The following is a 15690-nucleotide window of genomic DNA, read 5'->3' on the forward strand; positions in this document are numbered from 1 at the left end:
TGGGAAGGCAACTCAAGCGCCCTGTGCAAAAACGCGACATTTTTTGTTGATATCCGGCCCCTCAGGTCCTAAAGTTCGCGCCGAACGTCCATGCTGGAAACGATCCATCCGGCTCAAGTACTGACGACGAGACAGCAAGGCCAGGAAGGCAGCCCTTCAGTGGCCTTTTTGCTTTCGGCGACATGCCTTGGGAAGTAGGCGAACCAAAGTGGGGATACGGAGGGCGTTCATTTGCACCCATTGACCAATACCGTTTGCCATCAGGAGTTCCAGCAGCATGTCGATCAATGTCGAAGACTACTATTCAGCCGACACCTTCAAGAAAATGAAGGCGTTCGCTGACAAGCAAGAAACGCCGTTCGTGGTCATTGATACCGCCATCATCAGCAAGGCCTATGACGACCTGCGTGCGGGCTTCGATTTCGCCAAGGTTTACTACGCCGTCAAAGCCAACCCGGCCGTTGAAGTCATCAATCTGCTCAAGGACAAGGGTTCGAGCTTCGACATCGCTTCGATCTACGAACTGGACAAGGTCCTGAGTTGCGGCGTTGGCCCTGAGCGTATGAGCTATGGCAACACCATCAAGAAATCCAAGGACATCCGCTACTTCTACGAGAAGGGCGTGCGTCTGTTTGCAACCGATTCCGAAGCTGACCTGCGCAACATTGCCAAGGCTGCACCGGGCGCGAAAGTCTATGTGCGCATCCTGACCGAAGGCTCGACCACTGCCGACTGGCCTCTGTCGCGCAAATTCGGCTGCCAGACCGACATGGCCATGGACCTGCTGATTCTTGCCCGTGACCTGGGCCTGGTGCCTTACGGCATCTCGTTCCACGTTGGCTCGCAGCAGCGCGACATCAGCGTCTGGGACGCTGCCATCGCCAAGGTCAAAGTGATTTTCGAGCGCCTGAAAGAAGAAGACGGCATTGTTCTGAAGCTGATCAACATGGGTGGCGGCTTCCCGGCCAACTACATCACCCGTACCAACAGCCTGGAAACCTACGCTGAAGAAATCATCCGCTTTCTGAAGGAAGACTTCGGTGATGACCTGCCGGAAATCATTCTGGAGCCAGGCCGTTCGCTGATCTCCAATGCCGGTATTCTGGTCAGCGAAGTCGTGCTGGTCGCGCGCAAGTCGCGCACCGCCGTCGAGCGTTGGGTCTACACCGACGTGGGCAAATTCTCCGGCCTGATCGAAACCATGGACGAAGCCATCAAGTTTCCGATCTGGACCGAAAAAAAAGGCGAGATGGAAGAAGTGGTTATTGCCGGCCCGACCTGCGACAGCGCCGACATCATGTACGAGAACTACAAGTATGGCCTGCCGCTCAACCTGGCCATCGGTGACCGCATGTACTGGCTGTCGACCGGCGCCTACACTACCAGCTACAGCGCGGTGGAGTTCAACGGCTTCCCGCCGCTGAAATCGTTCTACCTGTAAATTTCCAGCTTCAGAAAAAAACCCATGAAAATGGGTTTTTTTTCGCGCAGAAAAAATAAATATATAAACCTCTTCAGGCGTTGAAGTGCGTTAGGTATGAAGTCGTCTGCTGTTCTATCGTCGCTGATTAATAATCCTCATCTATTTTGTTGCTGATTCCTACAGGCAATGTCCACTTCGCTTGCTATTTAAGCTCGACGACCTCTGTTAATTTTCAGTGGCCTTGAAACGACAGTTGAATGCTGTCGTAAACAAGATGCCCATAATAAGGAAATTAATCATGGTTACTTTAGTTGAGCCGCAATTTACAGATGGTGAAGAGCACGCGGTCGAAGATGTCAGTCGTGTCAGCAAGGATTTAATGGATGTTCTCAGCAGTCAAGGGGACGGTGTCGCGCGCGCCCCTGGCTTGCTGATTACAAACGAAGATGTCCGACGCATCAGGCGTTATGTCAATTCCGGTCTGGCACTTCCGACCGCTCTGGATGAGGTCAGCCAGTTAACGGGTGGCATTGACAACGCTATTCCCGGTCTGGGGCCAGACGCCATTGCTGAGCTGCATGCCGGTATTCAGGCCCACGCCAGAAGTTGGTCGGCGATTGAAACCAATATGCAGAAAGTCGGCGGCGACCTTTATGTGTTCTCAGGCAATCTGATTAACATCGCTACCCATGTCGTGGATTTCATCAAGGGGCTGGAATCCTATCAGACCCTGCAGGTGGGGGAGCTGACTCCGGCGCAGATTGATCAAATGCCTCCTGTCGCGTTGATGGACCAGGACAGCAGGAAAATACCTGGCTTACTGGCCCTGGTGGATGATCTCAAGATTCATATCAAGGACCACAGCGCAAGCACCACCCGCACCAGAGTCGGGGTGACTGATTTCAAACGTTGCCTCAAGGAAGAGATAGCCCCCGGCGTGGCGCTGAAGATAAGGCTGGCCCGCTCGGGAAGCGCAGGTGACGAAATCGCCCGGCTCACAGCCGATGTTGATCAGCTTAACAATCGCATCAATCAGAAACTTGCTGAGTATGAAGAATACTCGGAATACAAGTGGATCGGTTTCTGGTGGGGGCCCATCGTCGGGGCGTTGTCCTACTCCATTTATGGTCCCAAAGCCTCGGCAGCGCTCGGTGAAAAAGATCGCCTGATTGAAGAAAAACGTCAGGTCGAGCTGACGTTGAAAAAACAAAACAGGTTGTTGGGCGATCTGCTGGCGTTCGAAACCAGCCTTCAGGATTTGAAAACCAGAATCGATGGCGCTGCCAGTGGCGTCAGCAACATTGAAAGTTTGTGGGTGCTGTTGGAGGAGTTAGTCGAGTCCTCCTACGACCGCATCAAGAACACCAATAATGCGGTGTACCTCGTCAGTTTTGTCTCTCGCTTTCAAACCCTGATGAGCAACTGGAAAGAGATTCAAGTTCAGTCCTTCGATCTGCTGACTGCGTTCAATAACGCACTTGAAGAGTCCGCTGTTTAAGCATCGATCAACGTATATCTAATGAGAATGCCGTTATGAACGTTCATGTACTCGATACGCCTTTTCAACTGCCACAACCCGATATGGAAATTATTATTGGCAGTCGTGAAAAGCTGAAACACCAGGCCGACGCGCTAGGTGATATTTATTTACCCGTGATGAAGGAAACGCTGCGCAGCCTGGTGAACGAAATAGGCAATGTCGATAAAGAAGCACTGGATACGCTGACGCTGGTTCCGCATTTTTTCAATGACGATGAGATGCTGCCTTTTGTTGAAGCGATTGCAACGCTCAGGGGCGAGCCTGACGAGGCGAAAAGTAAAACCGCCATTTTAGAATTCAATGAAGAAATCAGTATGCTTCTGGATGCACGTACTGCTTCTCTGGCCAGCCAGGCTAAAGCGCTTGATAAAGCGCTGAGCAATTTGAACGCCGTGCAGGTCAACGCAGTGGATCATCTGACGCCCGCCCTTGATCAGGAGATCAGCACGCTGCAGGCCAGGCTGGCGATTGAAAAAACGCGTCTGGAGGAAATGTTGGCGAAGGAAAAAGTGGTCAATGCATTGATTGCCGATGTAGAGAGTCTCAGCTTTTTCGACAAGCTGAAGCCTTTGATCGCTTCGCTGGAAACGCTGGCGGATATCGATCCCAAAAATCCGTTGATCGGGTCCATCAAGGCGGGTATCGCCGGCGTGTCCAATATGCTGGATCTGCTGGACGGTGCCGTTGATTATGATCACCTGATGACCCTGCGCGATACGTTGCAGGCGCAGTTGCTCGATCTGCAGGGCAGGGTTGGTGAGGCTCGCGCGGCACTTGATGTCGAAGTGAGCAAGCGCGATCAGATTTCGGGGCTGGCATCGGTTCAGGTCTACAAGAACGACTACGTTCGAGAAATCGGCAAACTGCATACGGCGCTGACTCAGGTCCTGGCCAATTGCCGACTGCCCGCCTCCGAAGGGCTCGAGGAGCGCGTCAGTCATTTCAGGCGTCAAGCAGATGCACTGAATACCTATCTGGTAGATCTACGAGGAAGCTGGCGCAGCTGATAATTTGCTGTTGCCCCGCTTGTTCACATAGGCGGGGTTTTCGGCGTGTGGCAAAAACACCTTACAGACAGACACGTTACAGATAGACACGATATGGCCGTCAGTGCATTAATTGCGCCGCGCAATATGAGTGAGAGTAGCGAGCGTGTTGAAGAAAGTCCTGTTTCAACTGCACTGGTTCTTCGGGATCACGGCAGGTCTGGTGCTGGCCCTGATGGGCATCACCGGCGCCCTGTATTCGTTCGAGGACGAAATTCTCGACGTGCTCAATCCTGACACTCTGCTTGTCGAAGAGCGCGCTGCTGCATTGCCTCCCCTCGAACTTGTCCACAAGCTGGAGGCCGCAACCGGGCTCACCGTGGCTATCTTGCGTGTCGAGACTCTCGGCAATCGCGCCGCTCAGGTGTATTTCACGCCGGAACCGGGCGAAAGGCGTGGCCCCAAACGCAATTTCGATCCTTATACCGGCGAGCTGAAAGGCGATGCGCTGGGCGAGGGGTTTTTCGATTTTATTCTGCAAGTGCATCGTTATCTGGCTGCCGGTGAAGTGGGCAAGCAGGTCACCGCAGCCTGTACGCTGATTCTGCTGTTCTTCTGCCTGTCTGGGCTCTATCTGCGCTGGCCTCGCAATGCCTTGAGCTGGCGTGTCTGGCTGACGATGGACTGGGCGAAAAAGGGCCGCAGTTTCAACTGGGACCTGCATTCGGTTTTCGGTACGTGGTGCCTGTTGTTCTACCTGTTGTTCGCGATTACGGGCTTGAACTGGTCGTATGACTGGGTGAGCAATGGTCTGAACACTTTGATGGGGGATGCGCCGTCAGTACAGCGCAAGGCCTCTGTGGTCACGGCTAACAAAACCGCACCGTTGGTGGTCGATTACGCAGCGGTCTGGGACAGTATTCAGAAGACGGCCGGGCCTGAACTGCGCGCCTATAATCTGCGCCTGCCTGCGTCCGGCGGCCAACCGGCCACGGTGTTCTATCTGCTCAAGGATTCACCACACCCGCGCGCCCTGAACAGCATCACCCTGGACCCTGCAAACGGCCAGATCAGTGCGGTTTCGCGCTACGCAGAGCGTGGTTTGGGGGCGCAACTGCTGGCCAGCAACTATGCGCTGCACGTCGGCAGCTACTTTGGCCTGGCTGGTCGAATCATCATGACGGGCGCCTCATTGATGATGCCGCTGTTCTTTATTACTGGCTGGTTGCTGTACCTGGATCGCCGTCGCAAAAAGCGCGATGTCAGGAGTGCGCGTGGCGAGGTGCAGGATGATGCGTGCGGTGATGCGTCGTCCTGGCTGATTGGCTTTGCCAGCCAGAGCGGCTTCGCCGAGCAACTGGCCTGGCAGACTGCCGCCCGGTTGCAGGCGTCAGGCTTGCCCGTGCGTGTGAAGCGTCTAGGGGATTTGACCGAAGAAGATTTCAGCCAGAGCCGCAAGGCGTTGTTTGTCGTCAGCACGTTTGGCGATGGAGAGGCGCCTGACAGTGCGCGGGGGTTCGAGCGTAAGTTGCTGGGCCGTCGGCTGGCAGTGGAGCACCTCGATTATGCCGTGCTGGCGCTGGGCGACCGGCAATATCAGCATTTCTGCGGCTTCGCCCATCGCCTGCATGACTGGCTGGCAGAGCAGGGTGCGCGTACGTTATTCGCGCCTGTCGAGGTAGACAGCGCCGATCCTGCGGCCCTGCAGCATTGGCAACAACAACTGGGGCAACTGACCGGCTCTGTGCCCTTTGCCCACTGGCAGGCACCGGTTTTCGAAAACTGGACGCTGGTCCGTCGCGAGCATTTGAACCCAGGCAGCAGTGGTTCCAAGGTGTTCAGGCTTGAGCTGATGGCATCCGGTTTGATGAGCTGGCAAGCGGGTGATCTGGTTGAGGTGATGCCGCGCAACGCTGCGCAGGTCATCGGGCAATACCTTCACGGCCTGGGCGTCGATCCTTTGAGCCCGGTCAGCGTTGAGGACTTGCAGGAAACGCTTGCTCAGGCACTGGCAACCCGCCAGTTGCCGCATAACCGTGCGCATCTGGTGGGGTTGCATGCACAAGCGCTGATCGATGCGCTGGTGCCGATATCCGCTCGAGAGTACTCGATTGCTTCTATTCCCGAGGAAGGGGGCCTGCACCTGATTGTGCGTCAGGAGGTTCATCCTGACGGCAGTCTGGGGCTGGGTTCCGGCTGGCTGACCGAACATGCCGCCCTTGACAGTACGGTCAGTCTGCGAGTGCGCCGCAACAGCAGCTTTCATTTGCCGGCTGAACCTGTCCCGCTGATTCTGTTGGGCAACGGCACAGGGCTGGCCGGCTTGCGCAGCCTGCTCAAGGCCCGCATTGCTCAAGGGCAGACGCGCAACTGGCTGCTATTCGGTGAACGCAATCGCGCCCACGACTTTCATTGTGGCGCCGAGCTTGAGGGCTGGCTTGAGTCGGGTGCTCTGGCTCGCCTGGACCTGGCTTTCTCCCGTGATCAGGCAGAAAAGATCTACGTACAGGATCGCTTGCGTGAGGCTGCTGCCGAACTGCGTGTATGGCTGGACGACGGCGCGGCGATTTACATCTGCGGCAGTCTTCTGGGCATGGCGGCGGGAGTGGATCAGGTGTTGCACGAGGTGCTGGGCGCGGCGGTGGTCAGCGAGTTGATCGAGCAGGGGCGCTATCGGCGAGATGTCTATTGACTGGCGAAGATCGGACGCAGAGCGTCCAGAGCGGCGTGCCCACGCTGGAGCGTGGGCACGATAGTCTTCTAGCTTCTAGCTTCTAGCTTAAGCCGCCACAAACTGCTCGGCGTAGTGGCATGCCACCTGGCGGTTATCGACCAGACGCAGTTCCGGGACGTCTGTTGCGCAACGCTCGGTCGCGTAGGGGCAGCGCTTGTGGAAGGCGCAGCCGCTTGGCGGGTTGAGTGGGTTGGGCAGCTCGCCGACGATCTTGATCTTCGGTTTGAGCGGGTCCGGGTGAATGGTCGGGGTCGCCGACAGCAGGGCCTGGGTGTAAGGATGCAACGGGCGGTTGTAGATCTCTTCCTTGGGACCCATTTCCGCAGGTCGCCCCAGGTACATCACCAATACCGTGTCGGCGACATGACGCACCACCGACAGGTTGTGGGAGATGAACACGTAGGCGGTGTTGAATTCCTGTTGCAGGTCCATGAACAGGTTCAGCACCTGGGCCTGAATCGACACGTCCAGTGCCGATGTAGGCTCGTCCGCCACCAGCACTTTGGGCTGCAGCATCATCGCCCGCGCCAGGGCGATACGCTGACGCTGACCACCGGAAAACATGTGCGGATAGCGCTGGTAGTGCTCGGGGCGCAAACCGACCTGAGCCATCATTGCCTGCACCTTCTCACGGCGTTCAACTGCCGACAGTTTGGTGTTGATCAACAGCGGCTCGCCGAGCTGATCACCGACTTTCTGGCGTGGGTTGAGTGAGGCGTAAGGGCTCTGAAAAACCATCTGCACGTCTTTGCGCAATTGCTTGCGCTCAGACTTGCTGGCCCCGGTCACTTCCTGGCCGGCGATTTTCAGCGAGCCAGAGGACGGCTCTTCAATCAGCGTCAGGGCGCGGGCCAGGGTCGATTTGCCGCAGCCGGACTCACCGACCACCGCCAGGGTCTTGCCGGCTTCCAGCTCGAAAGACACGCCGTTGAGCGCGCGCACCAGCGCTGTGCCTTTGAACAGGCCGCGAGAAACTTCGTAGTGACGGGTAAGGTCGCGGGCGGTAAGTACGACGCTCATTACGCCACCTCCTGATTCAAGGGATAAAAGCAGCGCGCCAGGCTATGCGCCTTGGGGTCCAGGCCGGGACGTTCGGTTCGGCAGTTGTCGCGCACATACGGGCAGCGCGGCGACAGCAGGCAGCCTTGCGGACGGTCATAACGCCCCGGGACCATGCCCGGCAGCGTGGCGAGGCGTTCGGCGCCCATGCTGTGCTCGGGAATGGCCGCCAGCAGAGCCTCGCTGTACGGGTGACCGGGGACGTCGAACAGCCCTGGCACCTGACCCACTTCAACAGCTTGACCGGCGTACATCACGCATACACGCTGCGCGGTTTCCGCCACCACCGCCAGGTCGTGCGTGATCAGCACCAGCGCCATGTCCTGCTCTTTTTGCAGGCTCAGCAGCAGTTCCATGATCTGCGCCTGAATGGTCACGTCCAGCGCGGTGGTCGGTTCGTCGGCGATCAGCAGCTTGGGCTCGCCGGCGATGGCCATGGCAATCGCCACACGCTGGCTCATGCCGCCCGACAATTGGTGCGGGTAGGCATTCAGACGCGCAGCGGCGCCTGGGATTTCGACTTTTTCCAGCAGCTCCAGCGCGCGCTGGCGGGCTGCCTTGCCCGACATGTTCAGGTGCTGGCGCAGGACTTCCTCGATCTGGAAACCCACGGTGTAGCTGGGGTTCAGCGCGGTCATCGGGTCCTGGAAAACCATTGCCAGGTCTTTGCCGATGATGCGGCGACGCTGCCGGGAGTTGAGCTTGAGCAGGTCATTGCCGTCGAAATTGAGCGCGTCAGCGGTGATGATGCCGGGGGAATCGATCAGCCCCATCAGCGCCATCATGGTCACGGACTTGCCGGAACCCGATTCGCCAACGATGGCCAGTACTTCGCCCCTGTCAACGCTCAGGGACAGGCCGTCCACAACAGGTACGGCCTTGGCGTCGCCGAAGCGGACGTTGAGATTCTTGATTTCAAGAAGTGACATGCGAATCTCCTCAGGCGGCGTTCTTGAGTTTCGGGTCCAGCGCATCGCGCAGACCGTCGCCCATCAGGTTGATTGCCAGCACGCTGAGCAAAATGGTCAGACCGGGCAGGCTCACGACCCACCAGGCACGTTCGATGTAGTCGCGCGCCGAGGCGAGCATGGTGCCCCACTCAGGCGTCGGCGGTTGTACGCCAAGGCCCAGGAAGCCCAGCGCTGCGGCGTCGAGAATGGCCGAGGAAAAACTCAGGGTTGCCTGAACGATCAGCGGTGCCATGCAGTTGGGCAGCACGGTGATGAACATCAGGCGCGGCAAGGTTGCACCGGCCAGACGCGCAGCGGTAACGTAGTCGCGGTTCAGTTCGCCCATCACCGCAGCGCGGGTCAGACGAACATAGGACGGCAGCGACACGATGGCGATCGCGATCACGGTGTTGATCAGGCCAGGGCCGAGAATGGCCACGATGGCCACCGCCAGCAGCAGCGACGGCAGGGCCAGCATGATGTCCATCAGGCGCATGACCGACGGGCCAAGCACGCGCGGGAAGAACCCCGCCAGCAGGCCGAGCAGGATGCCGGGGATCAGCGACATGACCACCGATGCCAGACCGATCAGCAGCGACAGGCGCGAGCCCTGAATCAGGCGCGACAGCAGATCGCGGCCCAGTTCGTCGGTGCCGAGCAGGAACTGCCATTGACCGCCTTCGAGCCACACCGGAGGGGTCAGCAGGAAGTCACGGTATTGCTCGCTCGGGTCATGTGGCGCAACCCAAGGGGCAAACAGGGCGCAGAACACGATCAGGATCATGAACAGCAGGCCGGCAACCGCGCCTTTGTTCCTGGAGAACGCTTGCCAGAATTCTTTGTACGGGGATGGGTAAAGCAGGCTTTGATCGACTGCTACCGCAGGAGTAGGGGTGCTCATATCGATGATCTCAGCGCTGGTGACGAATGCGTGGGTTGGCAAAGCCGTAGAGGATATCCACCACGAAGTTGACCAGGATCACCAGACAGGCGATCAGCAGAATGCCGTTTTGCACGACCGGATAGTCCCGTGCGCCGATGGCTTCGATCAGCCACTTGCCGATACCCGGCCAGGAGAAGATCGTTTCGGTCAGGACCGCACCGGCCAGCAGAGCACCGACTTGCAGGCCGAACACGGTCAGCACCGGAATCAGCGCGTTGCGCAGGCCGTGCACGAACACTACACGAGCAGGTGACAGGCCTTTGGCCCGGGCGGTACGCACGTAGTCTTCACGCAGCACTTCAAGCATCGAGGAGCGGGTCATCCGGGCGATTACCGCCAGCGGGATGGTGCCCAGCACGATGGCCGGAAGAATCAGGTGATGCAGTGCATCGAGAAACGCGCCTTGCTCGTCACTGAGCAGGGTGTCGATCAGCATGAAACCGGTGACTGGCGGGATGTCGTACAACAGGTCGATGCGCCCGGAAACCGGGGTCCAGCCCAGGGTTACCGAGAAGAACATGATGAGGATCAGGCCCCACCAGAAGATCGGCATGGAATAGCCGGCCAGGGAAATCCCCATGACCCCATGATCGAACAGGGACCCTCGCTTGAGTGCGGCGATGACGCCGGCCAGCAAGCCGAGGATGCCTGCGAAAATCAGTGCTGCCAGCGACAACTCCAGGGTTGCCGGGAACAGCGAGGTGAATTCGCTCCAGACGCTGGTGCGCGTACGCAGCGATTCACCGAGATCGCCCTGGGCGAGCTTGCCGATGTAATCGATGTACTGGGCATACAGCGGTTTGTTCAGGCCAAGACGTTCCATGGCCTGAGCGTGCATTTCCGGATCGACCCGGCGTTCACCCATCATGACTTCGACCGGGTCGCCCGGAATCAGACGAATCAGCGCGAACGTCAACAAGGTGATGCCGAAGAAAGTGGGTATCAGCAACCCCACTCGGCGGGCGATAAAACTAAACATCTTGGTGTGTACCTCATCAGCCGGTTAGGCGTACTCCGGCGAGTCTCGGGTTATGAGCTCGCCGGATTGTTTTTCTACTTCACCCTGGTAGTGGTGAAGTTGTTATTGGTCAGCGGGCTTATTTGAAAGCCTTCGACATCTTTGCGCATTGCAACGAACAGTTTCGGGTAAGCCAGGCTGATCCAGGGCTGTTCGTGATTGAACACTTGTTGAGCCTGCTTATAGAGGGCGGCACGTTCCGCTGGTTCGGTTATTTTCCGGGCTTGAGTGATTGCGTCCTCGAACGCCTTGTTGCACCAGCGGGCATAATTCTCACCATTTTTGGCCGCGTCGCAGCTCAGGTTGGGGGTCAGGAAGTTATCCGGATCGCCATTGTCGCCAGCCCACCCTGCAAACACCATGTCATGTTCGCCATTTTTGGCGCGCTTGAGCATTTCGCCCCATTCCATGATGCGAATGTCTATCTTGATCCCGACCTTGGCCATGTCCGATTGAAGCATCTGTGCGCCTACCATCGGGTTGGGGTTGGTCACGGCTCCGCCATTGCGAGCAAACAGGGTGAAGACCTGGCCCTCGGGTACTCCAGCTTCCTTGAGCAGTGCACGGGCCTTGTCAGGATCGTATGCGGGACTCTTGCTGTCGGTGTCATAACCCATCATGGTCGGTGGATACGGGCCAACACCCTCAGTGGCCTTGCCTTCGCCAAACAGCGCCCTGATGTAGGACTTCTTGTCGAAGGCCAGATTGATCGCTTGTCGCACACGCACATCGCTCAGGTATTTGTGCGAGGTGTTGATAGCCACGTAGCTGGTCATCATGGACTCCATCTCGTCGATCTTGAGATTGGGGTCGGCCTTGATGTTGGCAATATCGTCAGGTTTTGGGTAAAGCGCAACCTGACATTCATTCGCCTTGAGCTTTTGCAGGCGTGTGTTGTTGTCCAGAGTGATGGCAAATATCAGCGTTTCACTCGGCACCTTGCCTTTCCAGTAATCCGGGTTGGCTTTATAGCGGACCTGAGCGTCTTTGGCATAGCGAGTCAGGATGAACGGGCCAGTGCCAATCGGTTTGCTGTTGAATTCGGCGGTCTTGTTATTCTTGAGCAACTGATCGGCGTATTCTGCGGAATAGATCGAGGTGAACGGCATTGCCAGATCACGCAGGAAGGGCGACTCGGGGTGCGCGAGGGTGAACTTGACGGTGGAGTCGTCAACTTTTTCTACGTCTTTGAGCAAGTCCTGGAAGCCCATGCTTTCGAAATAGGGGTAGCCGACCAGCGAAAGTGCGTGCCACGGATGCTTGGGGTCCAGCTGGCGCTTGAAGCTCCAGACCACGTCGTCGGCATTCATTTCACGGGTGGGCTTGAAGTAGTCGGTGGTGTGGAATTTGACGCCTTTTCGCAGCTTGAAGGTGTACGTCAGACCGTCGGGGCTGATGTCCCAGCTTTCAGCCAGGCCCGGTACAGTATCGGTAGTGCCTGGAGTGAAGGCTACCAGGCGTTCAAGAATGGTTTCGGCCGAGGCATCTGCCGTTACGGCAGTCGAATACTGCACGATATCGAAACCTTCAGGACTCGCCTCGGTGCAGACCACCAGGGGTTTGGCCGAAACGGTTGCGGCGGCGCTGAGCAGCGCAATGGCAATCGACGCGCGGAGCGATAGCAGTTTCAATAGAAGCCTCCTTGTTGATAAAAGAAGCCGCGACTGACCTGTGTCAGTCACGGCTTCGGGATCGCTTAAAGAATGTTGAATGGAACAGTGGTCACCAGACGGAATTCGTTGATGTTGCCATCAGCCTGATTCTCGCTGGCGCGGTGAGTGGTGTAGGTCGCGCGAATAGCGGTGGCCTTGAGCGGGCCGGACTGCACCGAGTAGGACGAACCGATGCCGTATTCGTAGTGGGTTTCGCCGTCCATTGCCAGCACGTCGGTGTAGCCGGTGCCTTTGTAATGCGTACCGTCGATGTCCCAGCCGCGCGCCTGGTAGATGTTGAACTTAAGGCCAGGCACGCCGTATTCGGCCATGTTCAGTACGTAAGCGATCTGCAGGGATTTCTCGTTCGGGCCGTTGAAGTCCGAGAGCAGGGAGTTGGCCAGGAAAATCGCGTTGGTGTCGTGGGCGTAGTCGAAGTATTCGTTACCGTTCACTTCCTGATAGGCAAGGCTGACGCTGTGCGCGTTGTGCGTACCGGTGAAGGAAAGGCTATAGGTATCGTTGTCGATTGCGCCCAGTTTGCTCTGACCCGCATCCTTGGTCTTGTAGTAGTTCAGATTGGTGCTCAGCGCGAAGACCTTGCTGTCGCCCAGTTCGTGGGTGAACGCGAAATAGTACTGGTGCCAGAAATCTTCCAGGTTCGACGCATAGAAGCTGGCAGTCAGGCTGTCGGTCGGCTTGTAGTCACCACCGAACATGTCCAGACGGTCGGCGGTCTGGCTGCGATCACCGTACTCGGAGCGGAACTTGTCCAGGCTCTGTTCCATACGTGGCGATACACGGTCGAAACTACCGGCTTGAAAGGACAGGTTATTCAGCTCGTCGCTCTGTACGGCAACACCCTGGAAGCTGGAGGGCAGTGCGCGGTTGCCGATGAAGGCGATAACCGGGGTGTTCACCGATTGGCGACCCATGGTCAGAACCGTGTTGGAGACCCGCGCCTTGACGTTGCCCAGACCCATCTTGCTCCACTGACCGACTGCATCGCCGTCGCGGTGTGCCAGGGTACGGTTGGAGCTGCCTGCAAAGTCATCGGTGTCACGGTCCAGCGCAATGGCGTTGTACAGCGCCAGTTCGGTGGAGAAACCTACAACGCCCTGGGTATAACCCGAGGTGTAGTTGACGATGGTGCCCTGCTGCCAGTTGATGCGACGCGAGGTCTGCTCGGCAGTGCCATTGTCGTTGTAGCGGAACACTTCGCCGCGACGCTTGAGTTCATTGGCGTACCAGTTACGGGTCGTGCCGGTCAGGTGTTGATCTTCGATAAAGCCGTTGGCGTCGGCCTGTGCGTTCTTGGAACTCAGCTCGGTCGGTATGAACGTCTGGCTTGCCGGTTCAGCCTGAACCAGTGCGCCGAACGATGAGAGAGACAATGCCAATAACGCAGTGCTGGTTGTTTTCACGATGTGCAGCTCCCTTATCACTTTTTTATATGCCAGTTTTTTGAGCCCGGCTTTTGGTGGTGCAGGACTTTGGGTCCTGCGTTGTTATAGGTATCGACGCGCAAGTGCCCGCGCTCGCCGTGACACAATACGGCGAGCGTGTGCGGAGTTCTCTATCAATCGGCGATGCTCACGCCCGAAAAGTTGTTGCGGCCAAACGGGCTGACGTGGAAGTCCCTGACCTCGGCGCGCAACGGCTGATTGACGGTGGAGTGGGCCACCGGGGTAATCGGCACCTGCTCCTTGAGGTAGCGCTGCGCCTGTTGGTACAGGTCGGTGCGCTTCTCTCGGTCGGTGGTCGCGACGGCCGCCTTGACCAGTTGGTCGTATTTTTCGTCGCACCACATCGAGTAGTTGTTGCCGCCAATCGCCGCGCAGCTGTACAGCGTGCCCAGCCAGTTGTCCGGGTCACCGTTGTCCCCGGTCCAGCCGATCAGCGAGATATCGTGCTCGCCGTTCTTGGTGCGTTTGAGGTATTCGCCCCATTCGTAACTGACGATTTTGACCTTGATACCCACCTTGGCCCAGTCGGCCTGAAGCATTTCGGCCATCAGCTTGGCGTTGGGGTTGTAAGGACGCTGAACCGGCATGGCCCAGAGGGTCAGTTCGGTGCCTTCCTTGACGCCCGCGGCACGCAACAGGGTCCTGGCTTTTTCCGGGTCGTAAGGGGCGTCCTTGATGCTGGCGTCATAGGACCACTGGGTCGGCGGCATTGCGTTGACTGCCAGTTGCCCCGCGCCCTGGTAAACCGCGTTGATGATGGCTTTCTTGTTGACGGCCATGTCCAGCGCCTGACGCACTTCCAGCTTGCCCAGCGGTTCGTGGCGCACGTTGTAGGCGATGTAGCCGAGGTTGAAACCTGGCTTCTCGATAATCTGCAGGCTTTTGTCTTCCTTGAGCTTGGCGAGGTCTGCCGGACGCGGGTTGACCGACACCTGGCACTCGTCGGCCTTGAGCTTTTGCATGCGCGCCGAGGCGTCGGTTACGATGGCGAAGATCAACTGGTCGATTTTTACCCGGCTCGGGTCCCAGAACTCCTTGTTGCCCTTGTAACGAATCTGCGAGTCCTTCTGGTAGCGCTGAAACACGAACGGCCCGGTACCGATAGGCTGTTGATTGATGTCGCGCACATCACCTTTGGCCATCAGCTGTTCGGCGTACTCGGCGGAGAGAATGCCGGCGAAGTTCATCGCGATGTTCTGGATGAATGCCGCATCGACCATGTTGAGGGTGAACACCACGGTCAGCGGGTCGGTCTTCTCGACGGACTTGATCTTCTTGTTCAGGCCCATACTGGTGAAGTAGGGGAACTCGGTCGGGTAAGCGACGCGAAACGGGTGGTCAGGTTTGAGCATTCGATTGAAGGTGAAGACCACGTCGTCGGCATTGAAATCACGGCTGGGGGTGAAGTTCTTGTTGCTGTGAAACTTCACGCCTTCGCGCAGATGAAACGTGTAGGTCAGGCCGTTCTCTGAAACATCCCATGAGGTCGCCAGCGCAGGCACCACCGTGGTATCGCCCTGCTTGAATTCGGTCAGGCGGTTGTAGATCGGCTCTGACGCGTCATTATCGGTGGAGGAGGTGTACTGCGCGCCGTCAAAGCCCGCAGGACTCGCTTCCGAGCAGAACACCAGATTGCTTGCCGCCTGGGCAAAAGGGGCCAGAGCCAAAAGCCCGAGGCATGACGTCACTGCAAGCGTTTTACGCATGATGATCCCTATCCTTAAAAGGACGAGCCAAGGCTCGAATGTCTGACTGGCCCAAAACCGCCAACCCGAAAAAGATTTCCGAACAGCCCGTCCGCACACATTGAGTTACAGCGGCTGCGGGGCGGCTGGCTTCCTGCCAGTTGCCACCACCTCAGGACGGTAATTCGTCAGGAGCGCGCGGTATATAGGCTCAAAGGCAGCAAAGTGTGTAGG

The 15690-nt window shown here is 57.7% G+C and carries 11 protein-coding genes; 4 read left to right on the forward strand and 7 right to left on the reverse strand.

The features are described 5' to 3' along the window. The first annotated feature begins 277 nt into the window (after positions 1-277). The 4 genes from QRN38_RS20715 (at position 278) to QRN38_RS20730 (ending at position 6641) form a co-directional block, all read left to right on the forward strand. Positions 278-1441: a type III PLP-dependent enzyme gene (locus QRN38_RS20715; protein ID WP_005769400.1), complete on the forward strand. Its 1164-nt coding sequence runs from the start codon at positions 278-280 to the stop codon at positions 1439-1441. A 280-nt stretch (positions 1442-1721) separates the two neighbouring features. Further along, on the forward strand, positions 1722-2921 hold the full coding sequence (locus QRN38_RS20720) for an alpha-xenorhabdolysin family binary toxin subunit A (protein ID WP_007243758.1): 1200 nt from the start codon (positions 1722-1724) through the stop codon (positions 2919-2921). 35 nt (positions 2922-2956) lie between these two features. Further along, positions 2957-3970: an alpha-xenorhabdolysin family binary toxin subunit B gene (locus QRN38_RS20725; protein ID WP_057417947.1), complete on the forward strand. Its 1014-nt coding sequence runs from the start codon at positions 2957-2959 to the stop codon at positions 3968-3970. Between the two features lie 148 nt (positions 3971-4118). Then, the gene (locus QRN38_RS20730) at positions 4119-6641 is read left to right on the forward strand and encodes a PepSY domain-containing protein (protein ID WP_057417950.1); all 2523 of its coding nucleotides are present in this window, start codon (positions 4119-4121) and stop codon (positions 6639-6641) included. A gap of 87 nt (positions 6642-6728) precedes the next feature. Here QRN38_RS20730 and QRN38_RS20735 read toward each other — a convergent pair whose 3' ends face one another. The 7 genes from QRN38_RS20735 to QRN38_RS20765 all read right to left on the reverse strand — a co-directional run bounded on the left by QRN38_RS20735 (position 6729) and on the right by QRN38_RS20765 (position 15477). Then, on the reverse strand, positions 6729-7703 hold the full coding sequence (locus QRN38_RS20735; protein WP_005769390.1) for a peptide ABC transporter ATP-binding protein: 975 nt from the start codon (positions 7701-7703) through the stop codon (positions 6729-6731). Next, positions 7703-8671 carry an ABC transporter ATP-binding protein gene (locus QRN38_RS20740; protein WP_007243754.1) on the reverse strand — a complete coding sequence of 323 codons (969 nt, stop codon included), beginning with the start codon at positions 8669-8671 and terminating at the stop codon, positions 7703-7705. The genes QRN38_RS20735 and QRN38_RS20740 overlap by 1 nt, the downstream gene beginning before the upstream one ends. Before the next feature lie 10 nt (positions 8672-8681). Continuing rightward, on the reverse strand, positions 8682-9593 hold the full coding sequence (locus tag QRN38_RS20745) for an ABC transporter permease subunit (protein ID WP_007243753.1): 912 nt from the start codon (positions 9591-9593) through the stop codon (positions 8682-8684). Positions 9594-9603: 10 nt separating this feature from the next. Then, on the reverse strand, positions 9604-10614 hold the full coding sequence (locus QRN38_RS20750) for an ABC transporter permease subunit (protein ID WP_005769384.1): 1011 nt from the start codon (positions 10612-10614) through the stop codon (positions 9604-9606). A gap of 74 nt (positions 10615-10688) precedes the next feature. Continuing rightward, positions 10689-12284: an ABC transporter substrate-binding protein gene (locus QRN38_RS20755; RefSeq protein WP_005769383.1), complete on the reverse strand. Its 1596-nt coding sequence runs from the start codon at positions 12282-12284 to the stop codon at positions 10689-10691. A gap of 65 nt (positions 12285-12349) precedes the next feature. Then, a complete protein-coding gene (locus tag QRN38_RS20760; protein ID WP_007243751.1) occupies positions 12350-13729 on the reverse strand; it encodes an OprD family porin in 1380 nt (459 codons plus the stop codon). Positions 13730-13884: 155 nt separating this feature from the next. After that, positions 13885-15477 carry an ABC transporter substrate-binding protein gene (locus tag QRN38_RS20765; RefSeq protein WP_024666457.1) on the reverse strand — a complete coding sequence of 531 codons (1593 nt, stop codon included), beginning with the start codon at positions 15475-15477 and terminating at the stop codon, positions 13885-13887. Between the last annotated feature and the right edge of the window lie 213 nt (positions 15478-15690).

The organism is Pseudomonas sp. CFBP2511 (assembly GCF_030209255.1).
Classification (GTDB): domain Bacteria; phylum Pseudomonadota; class Gammaproteobacteria; order Pseudomonadales; family Pseudomonadaceae; genus Aquipseudomonas; species Aquipseudomonas avellanae.

Excerpts from the sequence above, each read along its gene's own strand:
- QRN38_RS20725 (WP_057417947.1), top strand. The coding sequence starts at position 2,957 with ATGAACGTTCATGTACTCGATACGCCTTTTCAACTGCCACAACCCGAT.
- QRN38_RS20740 (WP_007243754.1), bottom strand. The coding sequence starts at position 8,671 with ATGTCACTTCTTGAAATCAAGAATCTCAACGTCCGCTTCGGCGACGCC.
- QRN38_RS20720 (WP_007243758.1), top strand. The coding sequence starts at position 1,722 with ATGGTTACTTTAGTTGAGCCGCAATTTACAGATGGTGAAGAGCACGCG.
- QRN38_RS20765 (WP_024666457.1), bottom strand. The coding sequence starts at position 15,477 with ATGCGTAAAACGCTTGCAGTGACGTCATGCCTCGGGCTTTTGGCTCTG.
- QRN38_RS20745 (WP_007243753.1), bottom strand. The coding sequence starts at position 9,593 with ATGAGCACCCCTACTCCTGCGGTAGCAGTCGATCAAAGCCTGCTTTAC.
- QRN38_RS20750 (WP_005769384.1), bottom strand. The coding sequence starts at position 10,614 with ATGTTTAGTTTTATCGCCCGCCGAGTGGGGTTGCTGATACCCACTTTC.
- QRN38_RS20735 (WP_005769390.1), bottom strand. The coding sequence starts at position 7,703 with ATGAGCGTCGTACTTACCGCCCGCGACCTTACCCGTCACTACGAAGTT.
- QRN38_RS20715 (WP_005769400.1), top strand. The coding sequence starts at position 278 with ATGTCGATCAATGTCGAAGACTACTATTCAGCCGACACCTTCAAGAAA.